Here is a 19,476-nt window from a genome sequence, read left to right as displayed (position 1 = left end):
GTGTCGGTGGACATGCTGCGGGGGTGCGGATTTGTCGCCGGGGGAGGCGGCAGGGGACCGGCCGCTTGCAAATTGCGTCTGCCGGAGACGCGTCCTAAGCTCGGCCCCGACCTGTTCGGGAGATGCCGAAAGCCGCGATGCGAGTGTCAGCCCCAAATTTCCGCGTCGCCCGCCCGTATGATGTCGGCGGGGCGTGATGGCACCGCTGCGGATCCTCCTGCTTGCCGGAACGCCCGAGGCGCGGCACCTGGCGGCCGCGCTGGGCGGACAGCCCGGAATGCGCGTGACGGCCTCCCTTGCCGGGCCGACGGCGATGCCGGAGCCGCTCGGGGTCGCGACGCGGATCGGCGGGTTCGGAGGGCGGGACGCCTTCGCGAAGTATCTGGGGCGCGAGGGGGTCACGGCCGTTCTCGACGCCACGCATCCCTTCGCCGCGGCGATAAGCCATCGCAGCGCGGAAGTCTGCGCCGAGGCGGGCATCGCCTACGCGCAGGTGCTGAGGCCCGCCTGGCGACCGCGCGAGGGGGATCGCTGGACCTTTCTCAACGAGGAGGCGGATGCCGCGCGCCATGTCGAGGAGGGGGCGCGGGTGATGGTCGAGACGGGCCGGCGCGGGGTGCAGCGGTTCGGCGCGTTGCCGGGACGCATCGTCCATGCGCGCGTCGAGGAGGGACGCCCGGGCCCATTTCCGTTCGAGAGGGGGGGCTGGATCGCCGCACGGCCGACCACGACGATCGAGGACGAGACGCGGATCTTCCGGCGGCTCGGGATCGACTGGCTGATCATGCGCAACCTCGGGGGCAGTGCCAGCCGCGTCTCTCTCGACGCGGCGCGTGCGCTCGGCCTGCGGGTCGCGATGATCCGGCGGCCCCTGCAACCCGAGGGACCGAAGCTCGAGACGGTGGCGGCGGCACTGACATGGGCGCGGCGACGTGGATGAGCGGGTGATCACCGGGCCGGACGACGTGGCCGAGGGGGCGGCGGCGCTTGCCGCGTCCGAGCCGCGTTTCGCGCATGCGCTGGAGGCGAGCGGCCCGTGGCCGGACCGGCTGCGCCCGGACGGGTTTCCGGCGCTCGCCCAGGCGATCGTCAGCCAGCAGCTGAGCGTCGCCTCCGCCGCCGCGATCGGCGCGCGGGTCGAGGCCGCGGGGCTGCATTCGCCGGAGGTCGTGCTTGCCGCGTCGGACGAGATGCTCAAGGAATGCGGTCTCAGCCGGCCGAAACAGCGGTATCTCAGGGCGCTGGCGGCGGCGGGGATCGATTTCGACGCGCTTGCCGCGAAACCGAGCGACGAGGTGGTGGCGACCCTCGTCGCCGTGCCCGGGATCGGGATCTGGACGGCCGAGATCTATGCGCTCTTCGCGCTCGGCCGGGCGGACGTGTTCCCGGCGGGCGATCTGGCTCTGCAGGAGGGGGCGCGGATGCTCTTCGATCTGGAGGCGCGTCCGGGCGAACGGGCGCTGCGCGCGATGGCCGAACCGTGGTCGCCCTGGCGGGGTGTTGCGGCACGCGGGCTCTGGGCCTACTACGCTTACGTCAAAGGAAGGGAAGGCATCGGATGACGCGGGTTCTCGACAGCAAGCGGCGCGACAGCGCCTCGGGGCGGACCGGATCCGTCGTGGTCTTTCTCCACGGATACGGTGCGGACGGCAACGACCTCCTGGGGCTGGCCGAGCCGCTTTCGGAGCATCTGCCCGACACTGTCTTCCTGGCTCCCGACGCGCCGGAGCGGTCGGCCGTGAATCCCGCGGGGTTCCAGTGGTTTCCGATCGCCTGGCTCGACGGGTCCGACCCGGTCGAGGCCGATCGGGCGATGGATGCCGCGGCGGCCGATCTGAACGCCTATCTCGACGACGTGATCCTCGACGAGGGGATCGAGCCCGACCAGCTCGTGCTGCTGGGCTTTTCGCAAGGCACGATGATGGCGCTGCATGTCGCGCTCAGGCGCGAGGATCCCGTGGCGGCGGTCGTGGGCTTTTCGGGGCGGCTGATGCGGCCCGAGACGCTCGAGGCCGAGCTGAAGGCGAAGCCGCCCATCCTGCTCATCCACGGCGACCAGGACGACGTGGTGCCGCCCGCCTCGATGCCCGAGGCGGCGCAGGCATTGCAGGATGCGGGGCTCGATGTCTTCGCGCATGTGATGGAGGGCACGGCCCACGGAATCGCGCCCGACGGGCTGGGCGTGGCGCTCGCCTTCATCCGCGACCGGCTCGGCCTCGACACGGACTGAGGCCGCGACGCGGCGTTCGTTGCAACAAAGGTCGGTTGTTCCGCCGATGCCGGATTGCACCATTAATTTACATTTGGATATGTAGGGTGCTTGCGGGATCGGCCCGCGCGGGCGAGACGCCCACCGGATCTGCCGATCGAGACGCTTTCTTCAGAAAGGTATCCCATGCCAATCCTCCCGACATTGCGCGACGACATCCGACGGCATCTGAGGTACAGCCTTGGCAGAGTGGAAGAGAAGGCTGGCCTGACCGACTGGAGACTGGCGCTGAGCTTTGCGATCCGTGACCGGATCGTCGATCCGTGGTTCGCCTCGCAGGAGGCGACGTATGCCAAGGCGGGCAAGCGGGTCTATTACCTGTCGATGGAATTCCTGATCGGTCGCTTGCTCGAGGATGCCGTGGTCAATCTCGGCCTTCTCGACGAGGTGAAACCGATCTTCGAGGAAGTGGGGCTGTCGCTCGAGGATGTTCTCGGGGACGAGCCCGATGCGGCGCTCGGGAATGGCGGGCTCGGACGGCTCGCGGCGTGCTTCCTCGAGTCGATGTCGACGCTCGGCTGTCCGGCCTTCGGATACGGCATCCGCTACGAACACGGCCTTTTCCGGCAGAGCTTCCAGGACGGCCGCCAGGTGGAGCAGCCCGAGGACTGGCTGAAGCAGCAGCATGCCTGGGAATTCGAACGCCCCGACGTGGTCCATTCGATCGGCTTCGGCGGCGAGGTGACGGATCTCGGCGGCAAGACCGTCTGGACGCCCGGGGAATCGGTGCTTGCCGCGGCGTTCGACACGCCGATCGTCGGCTGGAAGGGGCGCTGGGCCAACACGCTGAGGCTCTGGGCCGCGCGCCCCGTCGAGATCTTCGATCTCGATCGCTTCAACGCGGGTGACTATTACGGAGCGGCGGAGCCCGAGAACCTGGCGCGCACGATCTCCCGCGTCCTCTATCCCGACGACACCACGGAAGAGGGCAAGCGCCTGCGTCTCAAGCAGGAATTCTTCTTCACCGCCGCGTCGCTGCGCGACATCGTGCAGCGGTTCGAAAGCGAATACGACGACCTGTCGATGCTGCCCCAGAAGGTCGCGATCCAGTTGAACGACACGCATCCCGCGATCGCGGGGCCCGAGCTCGTCCGCATCCTCGCCGACGAGAAGGGCATGGATCTGGCGCAGGCGATCAACGTCGCGCGCGAATGCCTGAGCTATACCAACCACACCCTGCTGCCCGAGGCGCTGGAGCGTTGGAGCCGTGGGCTGATGATGGATCTGCTGCCCCGGCATTTCCAGCTGATCGAGCAGATCGACCGCGATCATGCCGCGAACCATCCCGACCGCGCCGTCGCGATGCTGGGCGACGGGGACGTGCTGATGGGGCCGCTGGCCTTCACCATGGCGCACAAGGTGAACGGCGTCTCGGCGCTGCACACGGACCTGATGAAGGATACCGTCTTTGCCGAGCTGCACCGGCTTCATCCCGACCGGATCGTGAACCAGACGAACGGCGTCACGCCGCGTCGCTGGCTCCTCTCGGCCAATCCGCGGCTCTCCTCGCTCATCACCGAGGCGATCGGGCCGGGCTGGATCGACGATCTGGAGCAGCTCCAGAAGCTCGAGCCGATGGCCGACGACAGCACCTTCCGCGAGGCCTATGCCTCGGCCAAGCGGGCCAACAAGGCCGATCTCGCCAATTACCTGGGCGAGCGGGGAACGATCGTCGATCCCGACGCGATGTTCGACGTGCAGATCAAGCGGATCCACGAATACAAGCGTCAGCATCTCAACATTCTCGAGACGATCGCGATCTGGCAGGACATGAAGGACAATCCCGGTGCCGGTTGGACGCCGCGGGTGAAGATCTTCGGCGGCAAGGCTGCACCGGGATACGTCTTTGCCAAGCAGATCATCCACCTCATCAATGCGGTCTCGGAGGTGGTGAACGCCGACCCGGACACGCGGGACCTGCTGAAGGTCGCCTATCCCGCGAACTACAACGTGACCCTCGCCGAGCGGCTCATCCCCGCGGCCGAGCTGTCCGAGCAGATCTCGACCGCCGGCAAGGAGGCATCGGGCACGGGCAACATGAAGTTCGCGCTGAACGGCGCATTGACCATCGGCACGCTCGACGGCGCCAATGTCGAGATCCGCGACCTGGTGGGTGCCGAGAATTTCTTCCTTTTCGGCATGCAGGCTCCCGAGGTCGTCGCACGTCGCGGGATCGAGGGCCATGCGCGGCAGGCGATCGACGCCGATCCCCGGCTCAAGCGCGCGCTCGACGCGATCTCGACCGGGACGTTCGGGCACGGTTTCGAGGGGATCGTGTCCAACATCTCCGAGGCGGATTACTTCCTCGTGGCCTCGGACTTCACGGATTTCCACCGTGCACAGCGCGAGGTCGATGCCGCCTATGCCGACCAGGAGAACTGGAACCGCATGGCGATCCTCAATACCGCGCGGTCCGGCTGGTTCAGCAGCGACAGGACGATCCGCGGCTACATGCGCGACGTTTGGCGTATGGAGACGCTTGCCGCAGAGTAAGTCGCGCGGGAGCGCTTGCGATGACGTAACGGTGACCTACGATAGAGGTCATGAACCAGTCGCAAGCCAAACCCGCCGCAATCACCGTCGAAGCCGCCCGCGCGATCGAGGCCGGGCGGCACGGCGATCCCTTCTCTGTCCTCGGGCCCCACATGATCGATGGGGTCCGCCACGTGACCTGCTTCGATCCAGGGGCCTCGGAAATGTTCGCGATGGCCGGCGGAACGGCCCATCCGCTGAAGCCCGTCGACGGCACCGGAGTCTTCTCGGGGCCGGCCCCGGGCGATGGCCATTACTGGATCAAGGGCGTTGCCGGGGACAAGGACTGGGAGTTCGAAGACCCGTATCGCTATGGCCCGGTGATGGGCGAGATGGACGAATACCTTCTGGGCGAGGGCACGCACCAGCGGATCTGGACCGCGCTCGGGGCGCATGTGCTCGAGCATGAGGGGCAGCACGGCACGCATTTCGCGGTCTGGGCACCGAATGCCCAGCGCGTGAGCGTCGTCGGCGAATTCAACGGCTGGGACGGTCGCCGCCACGTGATGCGCAAGCGCGGTGCTACGGGAACCTGGGAAATCTTCGTTCCGAATATCGGCGAGGGCGAGGCCTACAAGTACGAGATACTCGGGGCCGACGGGCAACGACAGCCGCTCAAATCCGACCCGGTCGGGTTCGGCTCGCAGCATCCGCCCGAGAACGCCTCCGTCGTGCGCGATATCCGCGGCTATGGCTGGCAGGATGCCAAGTGGATGAAGTCGCGCGAGGCCCGCAACGAACGGGGCGCGCCGATCTCGGTCTACGAAGTGCATCTGCCATCGTGGAAGCGGAAGGTCGACGAGGGCAACCGACCGCTCAGCTATCAGGAAGCGGCCGAGGAACTCGTCGATTACGTGGTCGAGATGGGCTTCACCCATATCGAGCTCATGCCGATCAGCGAATATCCGTTCGACGGGTCATGGGGCTATCAGCCCGTGGGCCTGTTTGCGCCGACGGTCCGTCACGGGACGCCGCACGAATTCCGCAACCTCGTCGAGGCCGCGCACAAGCGCGACGTGGGCGTGCTTCTCGACTGGGTGCCGGGTCACTTCCCGGCCGATCCGCACGGGCTCGGCCTTTTCGACGGGACCCATCTTTACGAGCATGCCGATCCGCGGGAAGGGTTCCATCAGGACTGGAACACGCTGATCTACAATTACGGCCGCAACGAGGTCGCGAATTTCCTCGTCTCGAACGCGCTCTACTGGCTCGACGAATATCATGTCGACGGCCTGCGCGTGGATGCCGTCGCCTCGATGCTCTACCGCGATTACAGCCGTCGCGACGGGGAATGGGTGCCCAACAAGGATGGCGGTCGCGAGAATTACGAGGCGATCGCGATGCTGCAGAAGACCAACATCGCCGCCTACGGACAGAACCCCGGCGTGATGACCGTGGCCGAGGAATCGACCAGCTTCCCCGGCGTGTCGCATCCCGTCGACGCAGGCGGGCTCGGCTTCGGCTACAAATGGAACATGGGCTGGATGAACGACACGCTCAGCTACATGTCCAAGGACCCGCTCTATCGCCGGCATCATCATCACCAGATGACCTTCGGCCTGCATTACGCGTTCTCGGAAAACTTCATCCTTCCGATCAGCCATGACGAGGTCGTGCACGGCAAGGGGTCGATGATCGGCAAGATGCCGGGCACCGAGGCCGAGAAATTCGCCAACCTGCGGGCCTATTACGGCTTCATGTGGGGTCATCCGGGCAAGAAGCTTCTCTTCATGGGATGCGAATTCGCCCAGCCCACCGAATGGAACGAGATGGCGCAGCTGTCCTGGCATCTGTTCGACGATCCGAAGCATGACGGCGTGCGCAAGCTGGTACGCGATCTCAACACTCTCTACACCTCGACGCCCGCGCTTCACCGGCTCGACTGGAGCCCCGAGGGCTTCCAGTGGATCGAGGCCGACGACAGCACGAATTCCACCTATGCGTGGATCCGGCGGTCGGGCGGGAACGACAAGGAGGTCGTGGTGGTCTGCAACATGACACCCGTCGAGCGGATCGGGCATGTCCTGCCCATGCCGTCCTCGGGACGTTGGCGCGAGGCGCTCAACACCGATGCGGGTATCTATGGCGGCGGCGACCGCGGCAATATGGGGCATATCGAGGCGCGGGAGGAACCGCTGCACGGACAGCCCGCGCGCGCCGAGCTCTATCTCCCGCCGCTCTCCACGCAGATCTTCGTCAAGGAATGAGCGAAACGGGCCGTCGAACGAGCCCGAAGGGAGGAGGGACGAGATGGATAACAACAAACCCAATGCAAGATTGTCGACACGCACGCTGGCCTTCGTGCTGGCGGGCGGGCGCGGATCGCGGCTGAAGGAGCTGACCGACAACCGCGCGAAGCCCGCGGTGCCGTTCGGCGGCAAGACGCGGATCATCGATTTCGCGCTGTCGAACGCGCTCAATTCCGGGATCCGCAAGATGGCGATCGCGACGCAGTACAAGGCGCACAGCCTGATACGGCATTGTCAGCGCGGCTGGTCGTTCTTCCGCGCAGACCGCAACGAATATCTCGACATCCTGCCGGCCTCGCAGCGGGTGAGCGAGGACAAGTGGTATGTCGGCACCGCCGACGCCGTCACGCAGAACATCGACATCATCGACAGCTACGGGATCGAGTACATCCTGATCCTCGCCGGCGACCATATCTACAAGATGGATTACGAGGTCATGCTGGCCGAGCATGTCGATACCGGAGCCGACGTGACGGTCGGCTGCCTGACCGTGCCGCGCCACGAGGCGTCCGCCTTCGGCGTCATGGCGGTCGACGAGAGCCGGCGCATCACGTCGTTCCTGGAAAAGCCCAAGGACCCGCCGGGCATGCCCGGAGACGACACCCAGACGCTCGCCTCGATGGGGATCTACGTCTTCAAGTGGTCCTATCTGCGCGAGCTGCTGCAGGCCGACGAGAGCGTCGTGGACAGCAAGCACGATTTCGGCGGAGACATCATTCCCTACATCGTGAAGAACGGCCACGCACAGGCGCATCGCTTCGACGATTCCTGCGTGCGCCACCGCGACGGCGCGCCTTCGTACTGGCGCGATGTGGGGACGATCGACGCCTATTGGCGGGCCAATATCGACCTCACGGATTTCGATCCCGATCTCGACCTCTGGGACCGGAACTGGCCGATCTGGAGCTATTCCGAGGGGACGCCGCCCGCGAAGTTCATCCATGACGAGGCCGACAGGCGGGGCCACGCGATCTCGTCGCTCGTCTCGGGGGGGTGCATCGTGTCGGGGACCGAGATCCGGCAATCCCTGCTGTTCACCCAGGTTCATACCAACAGCTACGCGCAGCTCGAGGAATCGGTGATCCTGCCGCATGTGGTCATCGGACGGAACGTGAAGCTCACGAAATGCGTGGTCGATGGCGGCATCGAGATCCCCGAGGGCCTTGTCGTCGGCGGGCCGAACGCCCCCGATCACGGCGGCATCTTCCGGGTGAGCGAGGGCGGTGTCACGCTGATCACGCAGAGCATGATCGACGAATGGACCGCCCGGCAATGATGCGCGTCCTGTCGGTCGCGTCGGAATGCGCGCCCCTGATCAAGACCGGTGGACTTGCGGACGTGGTGGGCGCGCTGCCGCATGCATTGGCCGGTCAGGACGTCGAGATGCGCGTCCTTCTGCCGGGCTATCCCAAGGTCACGGCCGAGACCGGCGGCGCGCGCGAGGTCGCGCGGTTCCCCGAGCTTTTCGGCGGACCCGCCCGCATCCTGTCCTACGGGTCGCGCGACCTGCCGCTGCTGATCCTCGACGCGCCGCATCTCTATGACCGGGAGGGGGGGATCTACGGCGACGGCTCGGGGAGCGACTGGGACGACAATGCGCGCCGCTTCGCCGCGCTGTCGCTCGGGGCGGCCTATATCGCGCAGGACGGTGCGGCGGGCTGGCGGCCGGATCTCGTGCATTGCCACGACTGGCAGGCAGGGTTCGCGCCCTATTACCTGCACAAGATGCGGGTGGGCGTGCCGTCGGTCATGACGGTGCACAACATGGCCTTCGCCGGCCTCGTCGACGAGGCTCATCTGCGGGAGCTGAAGCTCCAGCCCGAGGATTTCCACATGGGCGGGTTCGAGTTCTGGGGGCGCATCAGCGCCCTCAAGGCCGGCCTCGTCTGGAGCGACAAGATCACCACCGTAAGCCCCACCTATGCGCGGGAGCTGGCGCAGGAGGCGTTCGGCATGGGGTTCGACGGCCTCATCCGCCAGCGGCAGGACGACCTCGTCGGGATCCTGAACGGGATCGATACCGATCTGTGGAACCCCGCCGCCGACATCCATGCGCCGCCCTTCAGATCCCCCGCGGGCAAGTCCCGTGCGAAAAAGGCCCTGAGGCAGGAGATGGGCCTGCCCGACGGCGACGGCCCCCTCGCGGTCGTGGTCTCGCGGTTGACGGAGCAGAAGGGCCTCGACCTGCTGCTCGAGGCGTTGCCGGCCTTTCTGGCGCGCGGCGGGCAGATTGCCCTTCTCGGGACGGGAAGCGCCGCGTTCGAGAGCGCGTGGAGGCTTGCCGCGGCCCAGAGCGAGGGGGTCGCGGTCAGGATCGGCTACGACGAGCGGATGAGCCACCTGATGATCGCGGGCGGCGATGCGATCCTCGTGCCGTCGCGGTTCGAACCCTGCGGCCTCACGCAGCTTTACGGGCTGCGCTATGGCACGGTTCCGGTCGTGGCGCGGACCGGGGGGCTCGCCGATACGGTGATCGACGCGAACGATGCGGCGCTCCGGGCGGGCGTCGCGACGGGCATCCTCCACGATCCGGGCAGCGCCGAGGCGGTGGCCGCGGCACTCGGCCGTCTTTCGGACCTTTTCGCGGACGAGAAGTGTTGGCCCAAGGTGGCGCGAAACGCGATGCGCCATTCCGTGGGATGGGAGGGGTCAGCCACGGCCTATGCGGCCCTTTACAGAAGTCTGATGAGATAAATGAGCATAAGCTTCACGATGACCGAAGGTCGTCCCGCCCCGATCGGTGCGACTTTCGACGGCGATGGCGTCAACTTCGCCATCTTCTCCGAGAACGCGACACGGATGATCCTGTGCCTCTTCGATCACGAGGACAACGAGATCGTCCAGATCGAGATGCCCGAGCGCGACGGCGATGTCTGGCACGGCTACATTTCGGGGCTTCGTCCCGGCCAGCGCTACGGATACCGCGCGCACGGACCTTTCGCGCCAGAGGAGGGGCATCGGTTCAATCCCGCGAAGCTGCTCATGGATCCTTACGCCAAGCGTCTGACCAAGCATCCCGAGTGGAACGACGCGCTGATGGGCTATCCGGTCGATCACGAGGACAAGGACCTGATCGCCGATCCGCGCGACAGTGCACCCTTCATGCCCCGGTCGGTCGTGGAGGATCCGTCGTTCTCGTGGGGCAGCGATCGCAGGCTGCATACGCCGATCCAGCAATCGATCATCTACGAGGCGCATGTGAAGGGCCTCACCATGAAGCGCAAGGATGTGGACGATCCGGGCACGTTCCTGGCCATGTCGTCCGATCCGATGCTGGAATACCTTACCGATCTGGGCATCACGGCGATCGAGCTTCTGCCCGCACAGGCCTTTCTGACGGACCACTTCCTGCACGAGAAGGGGCTGACGAATTACTGGGGCTACCAGACCTTCGGTTTCTTCGCGCCGGAGCCGAAATACATGGCCTGGCACCAGATCGACGAGTTCCAGCAGATGGTCGCCCGATTCCATTCCGCCGGGATCGAGGTGATCATGGACGTGGTCTACAACCACACCTGCGAGGGCAGCGAACTCGGGCCGACCCTGTCGTTTCGCGGGCTCGACAATGCCAGTTACTACCGGCTGATGCCGGACAATCCGCGCTATTACGTGAACGACACGGGCACCGGCAACACGGTCAACGTCGATCACCCCATGGTGCTTCGGATGATCATGGATTCCCTGCGCTACTGGGTGCAGGTGATGCATGTCGACGGGTTCCGCTTCGACCTGTGCTCGACCCTCGGGCGCGTGGACGAGGGAGGCTTCGACCGCGGCGCGGCATTCTTCGACGCGATCCGGCAGGACCCGATCCTGTCGGACGTCAAGCTCATCGCCGAACCCTGGGATATCGGACCGGGGGGCTATCAGCTCGGCGCCTTCCCGCCGCCCTTCATGGAATGGAACGACAAGTATCGCGATACGGTGCGCAGGTTCTGGCGCGGCGATGCGTCCGAGGCACCGGCCCTGGCCGACAGGCTGACCGGCAGCGCGCTGCAATTCGACCATTCGGGCCGGCCCGCGACGGCATCCGTGAACCTGCTGACCGCGCATGACGGCTTCACGCTGATGGACACGGTCAGCTACACCAAGAAGCACAACGAGGCCAACGGCGAGAACGGGGCGGACGGCCACGGAGAGAACTATTCCGACAATCTGGGCGTCGAGGGCGAGACCGACGACGAAGAGGTGATCGCCGCGCGGGCCCAGCGCCGCCGCAACATGATGGCGACGCTGATGCTGAGCCAGGGCACGCCCATGATCCTGGCCGGGGACGAGCTGGGCAATTCCCAGCAGGGCAACAACAACGCCTATTCGCAGGACAACGAGATCAGCTGGATCGACTGGGAGGCCTTCGACCCGGACTTCCACGATTTCACGCGGATGATGATCCATTTCCGCAAGACGCATCCTCTCGTGCGTCAGAAGCTGTTCCTGCATTCCCACGAACGCGCGGTCGACGGGTTCGAGGACCTGTTCTGGTGGCGTCCGGACGGCCAGCCGATGAGCGACGGCGACTGGCAGGATCCCGAACTTCGCTGCATCGCGATGGAACTGAGGATGGCCAGCGGAACGCCGCATTACGCCGAAACGGAGATGGCGACCTTCGTGATCTTCAATGCGGGCGACGCGATCGAGATGACTGTGCCCGAGGCCCCCGAGGGGACGCATTGGGAATGGCGCATCGACACCGATGGCGATGCCGGTGAAAAGGGCGAGGTCGGGTCGAGCATCGACGTCGCCGCGCAATCGGTCGCCGTCCTCGTCCTGGGGTCGGATGCGGCATGAGCGATCCGCGTGACAGGCTGGCGGCGCGTCTGGGCGTCGTCAGGACCTATACCGACCAGATCGGCAAGACGCACGAGCTGACGCCCGAGACCCGCGACGCGATCCTCGCCGCGATGGGCGTGCCGCCGGGGGCAGAGGCCGCCGAAGACCATCTCGCCCGGATCGAGGCGGAGGATTCCCGCCGCCCGGTCGGTGAATACATGGTCCTGTCGTCCGAATGGCCCGAACGCGTCGCCGCGCTGGACGGCCACGATTGGGAGATGACGTTCGAGGACGGCACGACCCGGCAGGGTCATGGCGCGGATCTCGGACAGCTTCCGATGGGGATGCACCGGATCGCGGGCGACGGCTGGTCGTCGCCGATCGTGGCCGCGCGGCCGCGCCTCGACCCGCCACCCAAGAGCTGGGGCGTGACGCTGCCGCTCTACGGCCTCGGAGCGAAGGGGCGGATCGGCACCTACGACGACCTGCGCGCGGCCATGCGCTCGCTCGGGCAGAGCGGTGCGGATTTCGTGGGGATCAACCCGATCCATGCAGGCTTTCTTGGCGATCCGACCGCGATCAGCCCGTATTCGCCATCGCATCGCGGGCGTCTCTCGGCGGTGCATATCGGCCCCGCCGACGCGCCCGAGGCCCCCGGCGGTGAATTCGTCGATTACCGGGCGACGCAGCCCGATCGCCTTGCCGCGCTGGCACGGGAATGGGATGCGGACGATCCCGATTTCACCGCCTGGCGCGACCGGCAGGACGAGGAACTCGAACGTTTCGCCCTGCACCAGGCGCTGTCGGAAGAGCTCGGGTCCTACTGGCCCGACTGGCCGGAGCCCTACCGCGACCCGCGCAGCGAGGAGGTCGCAAATTTCGCCCGCGACCACGCCGAGCGGATCGGGTTCCACGCCTGGCTGCAATGGCGCGCGGAGAGCGAGCTCGACGCGGTGCAGCGCGCAGCCGACGAGGCCGGGATGCGCTTCGGGCTTTATCTCGATCTTGCCGTCGGGACACATCCGGCGGGGGCCGAAACCTGGGCCGATCCCGATCTCTTTGCGTCGGGTGTTTCGCTCGGGGCACCGCCCGACGCGTTCTCCGCCCGGGGGCAGAGCTGGGGGCTGGCACCGCTCAGGCCCGACACGCTGATCGCGCGCGGCTTCGCGCCGCTGGCCGCGATCCTGCGTCAGCAGCTCGCGCATGCGCGGCTTCTCAGAATCGATCATATTCTGGGCTTCGAGCGTGCATTCTGGGCACCGCAGAATCGCGAGATTCCCGGTGCCTATGTCTCCATGCCGCGCGACGCGCTTCTGGCCGTCGCCCGGATCGAGGCCGCGCGGGCGGGCGCCACGATCGTGGGCGAGGACCTCGGCAACATTCCCGACGGCCTGCACGATGCGCTGAGCGGTGCGGGAATATTCGGCTGCCGCGTCGCCCAGTTCGAACAGGACTGGAACGCCGCGACCGCGACCTTCATCCCCGCCGAGGGCTACAGCGAGAGCGCGCTGACCTCGTTCGGCACGCACGATCTTCCTACGTGGGAAGGGTGGAAGGCCGGTCGCGATCTCGAATGGCGGCGCGATATCGGCGATACGGACCAGGCGCAGTTCGAGGACGGGCGCGCGCAACGGCGCGAGGAGGTCGCGGCACTGACGACCCTCATAGGGGGGACCGACGCGTACGACCTTCACGCATTCCTCGCACGGACGCCCTCGCGGCTCATCGCGGTGCAGATCGAGGACCTTCTGGGACGCGTCGAACAGCCGAACCTGCCGGGCACGGTCGACGAGCATCCGAACTGGCGCAGGACGATCGGAGTCGCCCCCGAACGGCTGGGAGAGCTTGACGCCGTCGTCTCGACCGCCAGTTTGATGCGCGACGCCGGAAGATAGGACATCTGAAGATATGGACATGCTGACGATCGAAACCCAGCCAATCGACGGTCAGAAGCCGGGAACGAGCGGACTTCGCAAGAAGACCCGCACCTTCATGGAACCTCATTACCTCGAGAACTTCGTCGAGAGCATATGGGCCGGGATCGGCGGCGTCGCGGGCAAGACGCTCGTCCTGGGTGGTGACGGGCGGTATTTCTCGCCCGAGGCCGCACAGGTCATCCTGCGGATGGCCGCAGCATCGGGGGCCGCGCGCGTGATCGTCGGCCGGAACGCGCTGCTGAGCACACCCGCCGCATCGAACCTCATCCGCAAGCGCGGCACGGATGGGGGCATCATCCTGTCGGCGAGCCACAATCCCGGCGGCCCGGACGAGGATTTCGGCGTCAAGTTCAACAACGCCAATGGCGGCCCCGCCGCCGAGGACGTGACCGGCCGTATCTTCGACGCGACCAAGACGATCACCAGCTACAAGATCGTCGAGGCGCAGGACGTGGACCTGTCGGATCTGGGCGAGCACAAGCTCGGCGACATGGTGGTGGAGGTCGTCGATCCGGTCGCCGACTACGCCGATCTGATGGAGGAGCTCTTCGATTTCGATGCGATCCGCGAGCTCATCTCGAACGGCTTCACGATGCGCTTCGACGCGATGCATGCGGTGACCGGGCCTTACGCGAAGGCGATCCTCGAAGGGCGGCTGGGCGCGGCCGGGGGAACGGTCGTCAACGCCGAGCCCAAGCCGGATTTCGCGGGCGGCCATCCGGACCCGAACCCGATCTGGGCCAAGGAGCTCGTCTCGGCGATGAGCGGCGACGACACCCCCGATTTCGGCGCGGCGAGCGATGGCGACGGCGACCGCAACATGATCATGGGGCCGGATCTCTATGTGACGCCATCGGATTCGCTGGCCGTGCTGGCGGCCAACGCGCATCTGGCACCGGCATACGAGCGTGGGCTCGCGGGCGTCGCGCGGTCCATGCCGACCTCGCGCGCGCTCGACGTCGTGGCCGCGCGCAAGGGGATGGAATGTTTCGAGACGCCCACCGGCTGGAAATTCTTCGGCAACCTGCTCGATGCGGGCCGCATCACCCTTTGCGGGGAGGAAAGCGCCGGCACCGGCAGCGACCACGTGCGCGAGAAGGACGGGCTCTGGGCGGTACTCCTCTGGCTCAACATCCTCGCCAGGACCGGCAAGGGCGTGCGCGAACTGGTCCATGACCACTGGGCCGAATACGGACGTAACTTCTATACCCGCCACGATTTCGAGGGGGTCGACGCGGACCGCGCGACCGAGATGTTCGACGATCTGCGCAGTCGGCTCGACGGGCTTGCGGGGCAGGAGGTCGCGGGCCGCCGGATCGAGGAGGCGAACGAGTTCTCCTACGAGGATCCGGTGGACGGCTCCGTCGCTCGGCAGCAGGGATTGCGCGTGATGTTCGAGGGCGGCGGACGCATCGTCTATCGCCTGTCGGGCACCGGAACGGTGGGCGCGACCCTGCGCGTCTATCTCGAGGATGTCGGCGAGGGGAGCGACGCGAAGGACCGCGACGCGCAGGAGGCGCTCGACGACATTCGCCGCGCCGCCCACGAGATCGCCCGGATCGAACATTACACAGGTCGCACCGAACCGGACGTGCGTGCCTGAGGAAGAGAATACATGACTTTGAAGACTCGTATCACCGCGGAGAGTGACGTCGCCGAAGGTCTGGCCTACAAGTGCCGGCAGTTGCTCAACACGTCGGAAACGGCATTCGATGCCCACCAGGCCATCGCAAGGATGCTTGGCGGGAAGGTCACCGAGGACGGCGCGACATTCGGTTTCTGGACGCCCGAACTGCTCGACGCGCGGGTGCCCGACGGGGACGTCTTTCTCGAAGTGATGTCGCCGAAAGGGCCGCTCGACCTCACGCGCGCGCATCAGGATGTCACGTTCGAGCGGGTCTATCTGCCCGTCGCACGGTACGAGGCGCATACATTCGCGGCGGTGAAGGGGATGCGCGCCGGATCGCGCGAACAGGGGGGCGACTTCTACAGCCTCGTCTGGCGCGACGCGCAGGAGGTCTGGCACAGGATTCTCGATCCCCTCGCCATGTCGCTTCCCTTCGGGGCCTTCGCTCCGGCGGAGCTCTACGATGTGGCCGCCATGCAGGCGCGTCGCGGCGACAAGGAGTATTTCGAGGGGTTTCGCGGCGAAACCCCCCACAAGTTCGGTCCGCCCACGAATATCCTGCAGATCCACGTGCCGACCGCCACGGCTGGGGGAACGCTGGCGAGCCTCACGCGGCAGTTCGAGCGTCTCGCCGAACGGGTCGAGAAGGACCTGACGCTCGACCCGATGGACCAGATCTTCCTGGGCTACGATGCCGTCCAGCTCTTGCCGGTCGAGCCGACGACGACCTACGAGACGGGTCCGGGCTTCTGGTCCGAGACGCCCGGCGAGACCGACGACGAGGTCATGGTCAGCCTCACCCGGCCCGACACGACGAACTGGGGCTACGATATCGTCATCTCCGGGATGGCGACGGTCAATCCTGTGCTGCTGGAATCGGGTCGTCCCGACGAGCTCGTCGATTTCGCCTCGGTGCTGCACAACTTTCCGACGAAACCCAAGAAGCTGATCTTCGACGTGGTGTTCGGCCATTCGGACAATCAGGGGCTCGACGCGCTCAACCACCATTTCTTCGCCGGGCCGAACATGTACGGCCAGAACATGGACTACAAGAACCCGGCGGTGCGCTCGATCATGCTCGAGCTGCAGCGCCGCAAGGTCGATTTCGGGGCGGATGGCGTGCGGGTCGACGGCGCGCAGGATTTCAAGTGGTGGGATGCCGGCACGCAGACGCTGCGCCACGACGACGAGTATCTCAATGCGATGTCCGACCTCGTCCAGGAGGTCGCGGGCACGCAGTATCGCCCGTGGTTCGTCTTCGAGGACGGACGCCCCTGGCCGCAGGAGGACTGGGAGCTGTCCTCGACCTATCGCGCGGTGATCGAGCAGCACGCCGATGCGGACGTGTTCCAGTGGGGGCCGCTGACCTTCGCGCACAACACGCCCTTCATCTACGGCTACTGGCTGTCAAAATGGTGGCGCATCCACGAGATGATGCATGTCGGATCGAACTGGATCTCGGGCACGGCCAACCACGATACGCTGCGGCGCGGGACGCAGGTCAATCCGAAGCTCAACATCAACACGCGCCTCGGCGACACGCAGATGGAGATCCTCGAGAAGGCCTACGACAACCCGGCCGTCAGCATGCTGACCTATGCCGCGTTCCCGGGCGTGCCAATGGATTTCCTGAACGCCACCGCACGCGCGAACTGGGGCTTCATCCGCAACCAGGACGACAAGTACGGCGTGAAGGTGGTGGCCGAAGAGGTGATCAGCCTCAAATGGCAGGTTGACACGTACCGCTATTCGGTGCCGGGCAATTTCCGACGCCTCAAGGAGCTGGGCTTCGAGACGCGGGAGGAGCTCGCGCGGTTCTTCGAATTCCTTCCGGCGCTCGTCGAGGTGACGGAATACGATCTCGACCACATCGCCAAGCTTCTGAACGGGGTGGAGCCGCCGCTTGCCGGGCCGGGACGCTTTACCGTGCGCGATCTCAAGATCATCGCGCGGGCGTGGATGGACGACATGCACGAATACTGCAACGTCGCGAATTCGACCTCGGCACTGCACGACGAGCAGACGAGCTTCATGCTCGCGCTCAGGCGCTTCCGGCGCGATCATGCGTGGCTGCGTGACAATCTCGGACCCGAGGATCACTTCGACTATCTTCGCCCCGTCGAGGGACGCACGATCTTTACCAGCTATCGCCGTCGCGGAAACGAGGAGATCTACGCGATCACCCATATGGAGGGCGGACCATCGGGCGAATTCGACCCGCTGCGCCTGCCGATCCCCGGTCTGGAAGGGGCGGGATGGACCTGTGCGCTGCGCACGCCCGGGATCGGTGAGGATTACATCTCCGGGCCGATCACGTTGCGCGATGCGATGGGGCTCGTCTTCACGCGCGGCATTTGATCCGGTTGCGATATGGGGCGGTCTTGCCCATGATATGAGCGATCGGACGACAGGAGTGGCGCAATGCTGAAGAGAATTGGTTCCGTCGATCGCTATGGGACGTTCGCGGCGGCGATCGTCCTCACGTTGATCTTTCTCTGGTTGAGCCTCACCAGCACCACGCTGTTCCTCGTGCCGGCGATCTTCTTCGGGATCTTCGCGATCGTGGGGATCTACGACATCACGCAGGTCGGCCATGCCGTCCTGCGCAACTATCCCGTCATCGGTCATATCCGCTATTTCTTCGAGCGGATCCGCCCGGAGATCCGGCAATACCTTCTCGAATCCGACCAGGACGAGGAGCCGTTCAGCCGCGAGGATCGCTCGATCATCTATCAGCGTGCGAAGGGCGAGGAATCCGCGCGTCCCTTCGGCACCAAGCAGAAGGTCTATCAGGGCGGGTACGCCTGGATGACGCATTCGATCATGCCGCGTCACCTCGACCGGCACGATTTCCGCGTGACGATCGGCGGCCCCGATTGCCGCCAGCCCTACGACGCGTCGCTCTACAACATCTCCGCCATGTCCTTCGGGTCGCTTTCGGCGAATGCGATCATGGCGCTCAACAAGGGCGCGAAGGCCGGTGGCTTCGCCCACGACACGGGCGAGGGGGGGCTTTCGAAATACCACCTGCACGGTGGCGATCTGATCTGGGAGATCGGATCCGGCTATTTCGGATGCCGCGACGAGAACGGGGGCTTCGATCCCGACATCTTCCGCGACAAGGCCCGCGATCCACAGGTCAAGATGATCGAGCTCAAGCTGAGCCAGGGCGCCAAGCCCGGCCATGGCGGGATGCTGCCCGCCGCCAAGATCACCAAGGAGATCGCCGAGGCGCGCGGCGTGCCGATGGGGCGCGATTGCGTCTCTCCCGCCGGGCATTCGGCCTTCTCGACGCCAAGAGAGCTCTGCCAGTTCATCGGGCGGCTGCGCGAGCTGTCGGATGGCAAGCCCGTGGGTTTCAAGCTTTGCATCGGGCACCGTCGCGAATTCATGTGCATCGTCAAGGCGATGATCGCCACCGGCATCTATCCCGACTTCATCGTCGTGGACGGCAAGGAGGGCGGCACGGGAGCCGCGCCGCTCGAATTCGCGAACCATGTGGGGATGCCGCTGACCGAGGGGCTGACCTTCGTGCACAACACGCTCAGGGGGGCCGATATCCGCGAGCGTATCCGCATCGGCGCGGCCGGCAAGCTCATCCACGCCTTCGACATCGCGCAGGCTTTCGCGATGGGGGCCGATTGGTGCAACTCGGCGCGCGGCTTCATGTTCGCAGTCGGCTGCATCCAGGCGCAGGCCTGCCATACGAACCGCTGCCCGACGGGCGTCACCACGCAGGACCCTTTGCGCCAGCGCGCCCTCGTGGTCGACGACAAGTCGGTCCGGGTCACGAACTTTCACCGCAACACGATGAAGGCCCTTGCCGAAATGGCGGCCGCGGCGGGCCTGGACGATCCGCGCGACTTCCTTCCGCACCACTTCATGAAGCGCGAGAATGACGGCGACATGGTCGAGGCATCGGATGCCTGGCCCTACATGGATGCGGGCCACCTGATCGAGAACGAGAAGGCCGAGATCGAGGACATCTACCTCAAGCGCTGGCGGCGCGCCTCGGCCGATACGTTCGAGCCGCCGGAGCCTTACGGCCGCTCGATCAAGCGGGGGCAGGCGAAACGACAGGCGGCCGAATAG

General features: G+C 65.9%; 12 protein-coding genes. All 12 read left to right on the top strand.

The window, feature by feature from the left end:
• Positions 1–196: 196 nt before the first annotated feature.
• The 12 genes from RVY76_RS07545 (at position 197) to RVY76_RS07490 (ending at position 19,476) form a co-directional block, all read left to right on the top strand.
• Positions 197–940 carry a precorrin-6A/cobalt-precorrin-6A reductase gene (locus RVY76_RS07545; RefSeq protein WP_317373271.1) on the top strand — a complete coding sequence of 248 codons (744 nt, stop codon included), beginning with the start codon at positions 197–199 and terminating at the stop codon, positions 938–940.
• A complete protein-coding gene (locus RVY76_RS07540) occupies positions 933–1,562 on the top strand; it encodes a DNA-3-methyladenine glycosylase 2 family protein (protein WP_317373270.1) in 630 nt (209 codons plus the stop codon). Before RVY76_RS07545 ends, RVY76_RS07540 begins: the two co-directional genes overlap by 8 nt.
• The gene (locus RVY76_RS07535; protein WP_317373269.1) at positions 1,559–2,230 is read left to right on the top strand and encodes an alpha/beta hydrolase; all 672 of its coding nucleotides are present in this window, start codon (positions 1,559–1,561) and stop codon (positions 2,228–2,230) included. The genes RVY76_RS07540 and RVY76_RS07535 overlap by 4 nt, the downstream gene beginning before the upstream one ends.
• Positions 2,231–2,395: 165 nt before the next feature.
• Complete coding sequence (locus RVY76_RS07530) at positions 2,396–4,762, top strand: glycogen/starch/alpha-glucan phosphorylase (RefSeq protein ID WP_317373268.1); 2,367 nt, start codon at positions 2,396–2,398, stop codon at positions 4,760–4,762.
• A 50-nt stretch (positions 4,763–4,812) separates the two neighbouring features.
• A complete protein-coding gene (glgB, locus tag RVY76_RS07525; protein ID WP_317373267.1) occupies positions 4,813–7,008 on the top strand; it encodes a 1,4-alpha-glucan branching protein GlgB in 2,196 nt (731 codons plus the stop codon).
• A 43-nt stretch (positions 7,009–7,051) separates the two neighbouring features.
• Positions 7,052–8,326: a glucose-1-phosphate adenylyltransferase gene (gene glgC, locus RVY76_RS07520; RefSeq protein WP_317373266.1), complete on the top strand. Its 1,275-nt coding sequence runs from the start codon at positions 7,052–7,054 to the stop codon at positions 8,324–8,326.
• The gene (gene glgA, locus RVY76_RS07515; protein ID WP_317373265.1) at positions 8,308–9,744 is read left to right on the top strand and encodes a glycogen synthase GlgA; all 1,437 of its coding nucleotides are present in this window, start codon (positions 8,308–8,310) and stop codon (positions 9,742–9,744) included. Before glgC ends, glgA begins: the two co-directional genes overlap by 19 nt.
• Entirely contained in the window at positions 9,745–11,838 is a 2,094-nt protein-coding gene (gene glgX / locus RVY76_RS07510; protein WP_317373264.1) for a glycogen debranching protein GlgX, read from the top strand.
• The gene (gene malQ, locus RVY76_RS07505; protein ID WP_317373263.1) at positions 11,835–13,715 is read left to right on the top strand and encodes a 4-alpha-glucanotransferase; all 1,881 of its coding nucleotides are present in this window, start codon (positions 11,835–11,837) and stop codon (positions 13,713–13,715) included. The genes glgX and malQ overlap by 4 nt, the downstream gene beginning before the upstream one ends.
• A 13-nt stretch (positions 13,716–13,728) precedes the next feature.
• Positions 13,729–15,360, top strand: coding sequence for an alpha-D-glucose phosphate-specific phosphoglucomutase (locus RVY76_RS07500; protein WP_317373262.1), 1,632 nt, complete (start codon positions 13,729–13,731; stop codon positions 15,358–15,360).
• A 12-nt stretch (positions 15,361–15,372) separates the two neighbouring features.
• Complete coding sequence (gghA, locus tag RVY76_RS07495; RefSeq protein ID WP_317373261.1) at positions 15,373–17,742, top strand: glucosylglycerol hydrolase; 2,370 nt, start codon at positions 15,373–15,375, stop codon at positions 17,740–17,742.
• Positions 17,743–17,805: 63 nt separating this feature from the next.
• Entirely contained in the window at positions 17,806–19,476 is a 1,671-nt protein-coding gene (locus RVY76_RS07490; RefSeq protein ID WP_317373260.1) for an FMN-binding glutamate synthase family protein, read from the top strand.

It is taken from the genome of Palleronia sp. LCG004 (assembly GCF_032931615.1).
In the GTDB taxonomy this organism is placed as follows: domain Bacteria; phylum Pseudomonadota; class Alphaproteobacteria; order Rhodobacterales; family Rhodobacteraceae; genus Palleronia.
Note: the sequence above shows the minus strand (reverse complement) of the source record. Positions and strands in the feature narration are given on the sequence as shown.

What these genes read in the sequence shown, in the direction of transcription:
- RVY76_RS07545 (WP_317373271.1), top strand. Translation starts at nt 197, where the DNA reads ATGGCACCGCTGCGGATCCTCCTGCTTGCCGGAACGCCCGAGGCGCGG.
- RVY76_RS07530 (WP_317373268.1), top strand. Translation starts at nt 2,396, where the DNA reads ATGCCAATCCTCCCGACATTGCGCGACGACATCCGACGGCATCTGAGG.
- gghA (WP_317373261.1), top strand. Translation starts at nt 15,373, where the DNA reads ATGACTTTGAAGACTCGTATCACCGCGGAGAGTGACGTCGCCGAAGGT.
- glgX (WP_317373264.1), top strand. Translation starts at nt 9,745, where the DNA reads ATGAGCATAAGCTTCACGATGACCGAAGGTCGTCCCGCCCCGATCGGT.
- glgA (WP_317373265.1), top strand. Translation starts at nt 8,308, where the DNA reads ATGGACCGCCCGGCAATGATGCGCGTCCTGTCGGTCGCGTCGGAATGC.
- RVY76_RS07500 (WP_317373262.1), top strand. Translation starts at nt 13,729, where the DNA reads ATGGACATGCTGACGATCGAAACCCAGCCAATCGACGGTCAGAAGCCG.
- RVY76_RS07535 (WP_317373269.1), top strand. Translation starts at nt 1,559, where the DNA reads ATGACGCGGGTTCTCGACAGCAAGCGGCGCGACAGCGCCTCGGGGCGG.
- RVY76_RS07490 (WP_317373260.1), top strand. Translation starts at nt 17,806, where the DNA reads ATGCTGAAGAGAATTGGTTCCGTCGATCGCTATGGGACGTTCGCGGCG.
- glgC (WP_317373266.1), top strand. Translation starts at nt 7,052, where the DNA reads ATGGATAACAACAAACCCAATGCAAGATTGTCGACACGCACGCTGGCC.
- malQ (WP_317373263.1), top strand. Translation starts at nt 11,835, where the DNA reads ATGAGCGATCCGCGTGACAGGCTGGCGGCGCGTCTGGGCGTCGTCAGG.
- glgB (WP_317373267.1), top strand. Translation starts at nt 4,813, where the DNA reads ATGAACCAGTCGCAAGCCAAACCCGCCGCAATCACCGTCGAAGCCGCC.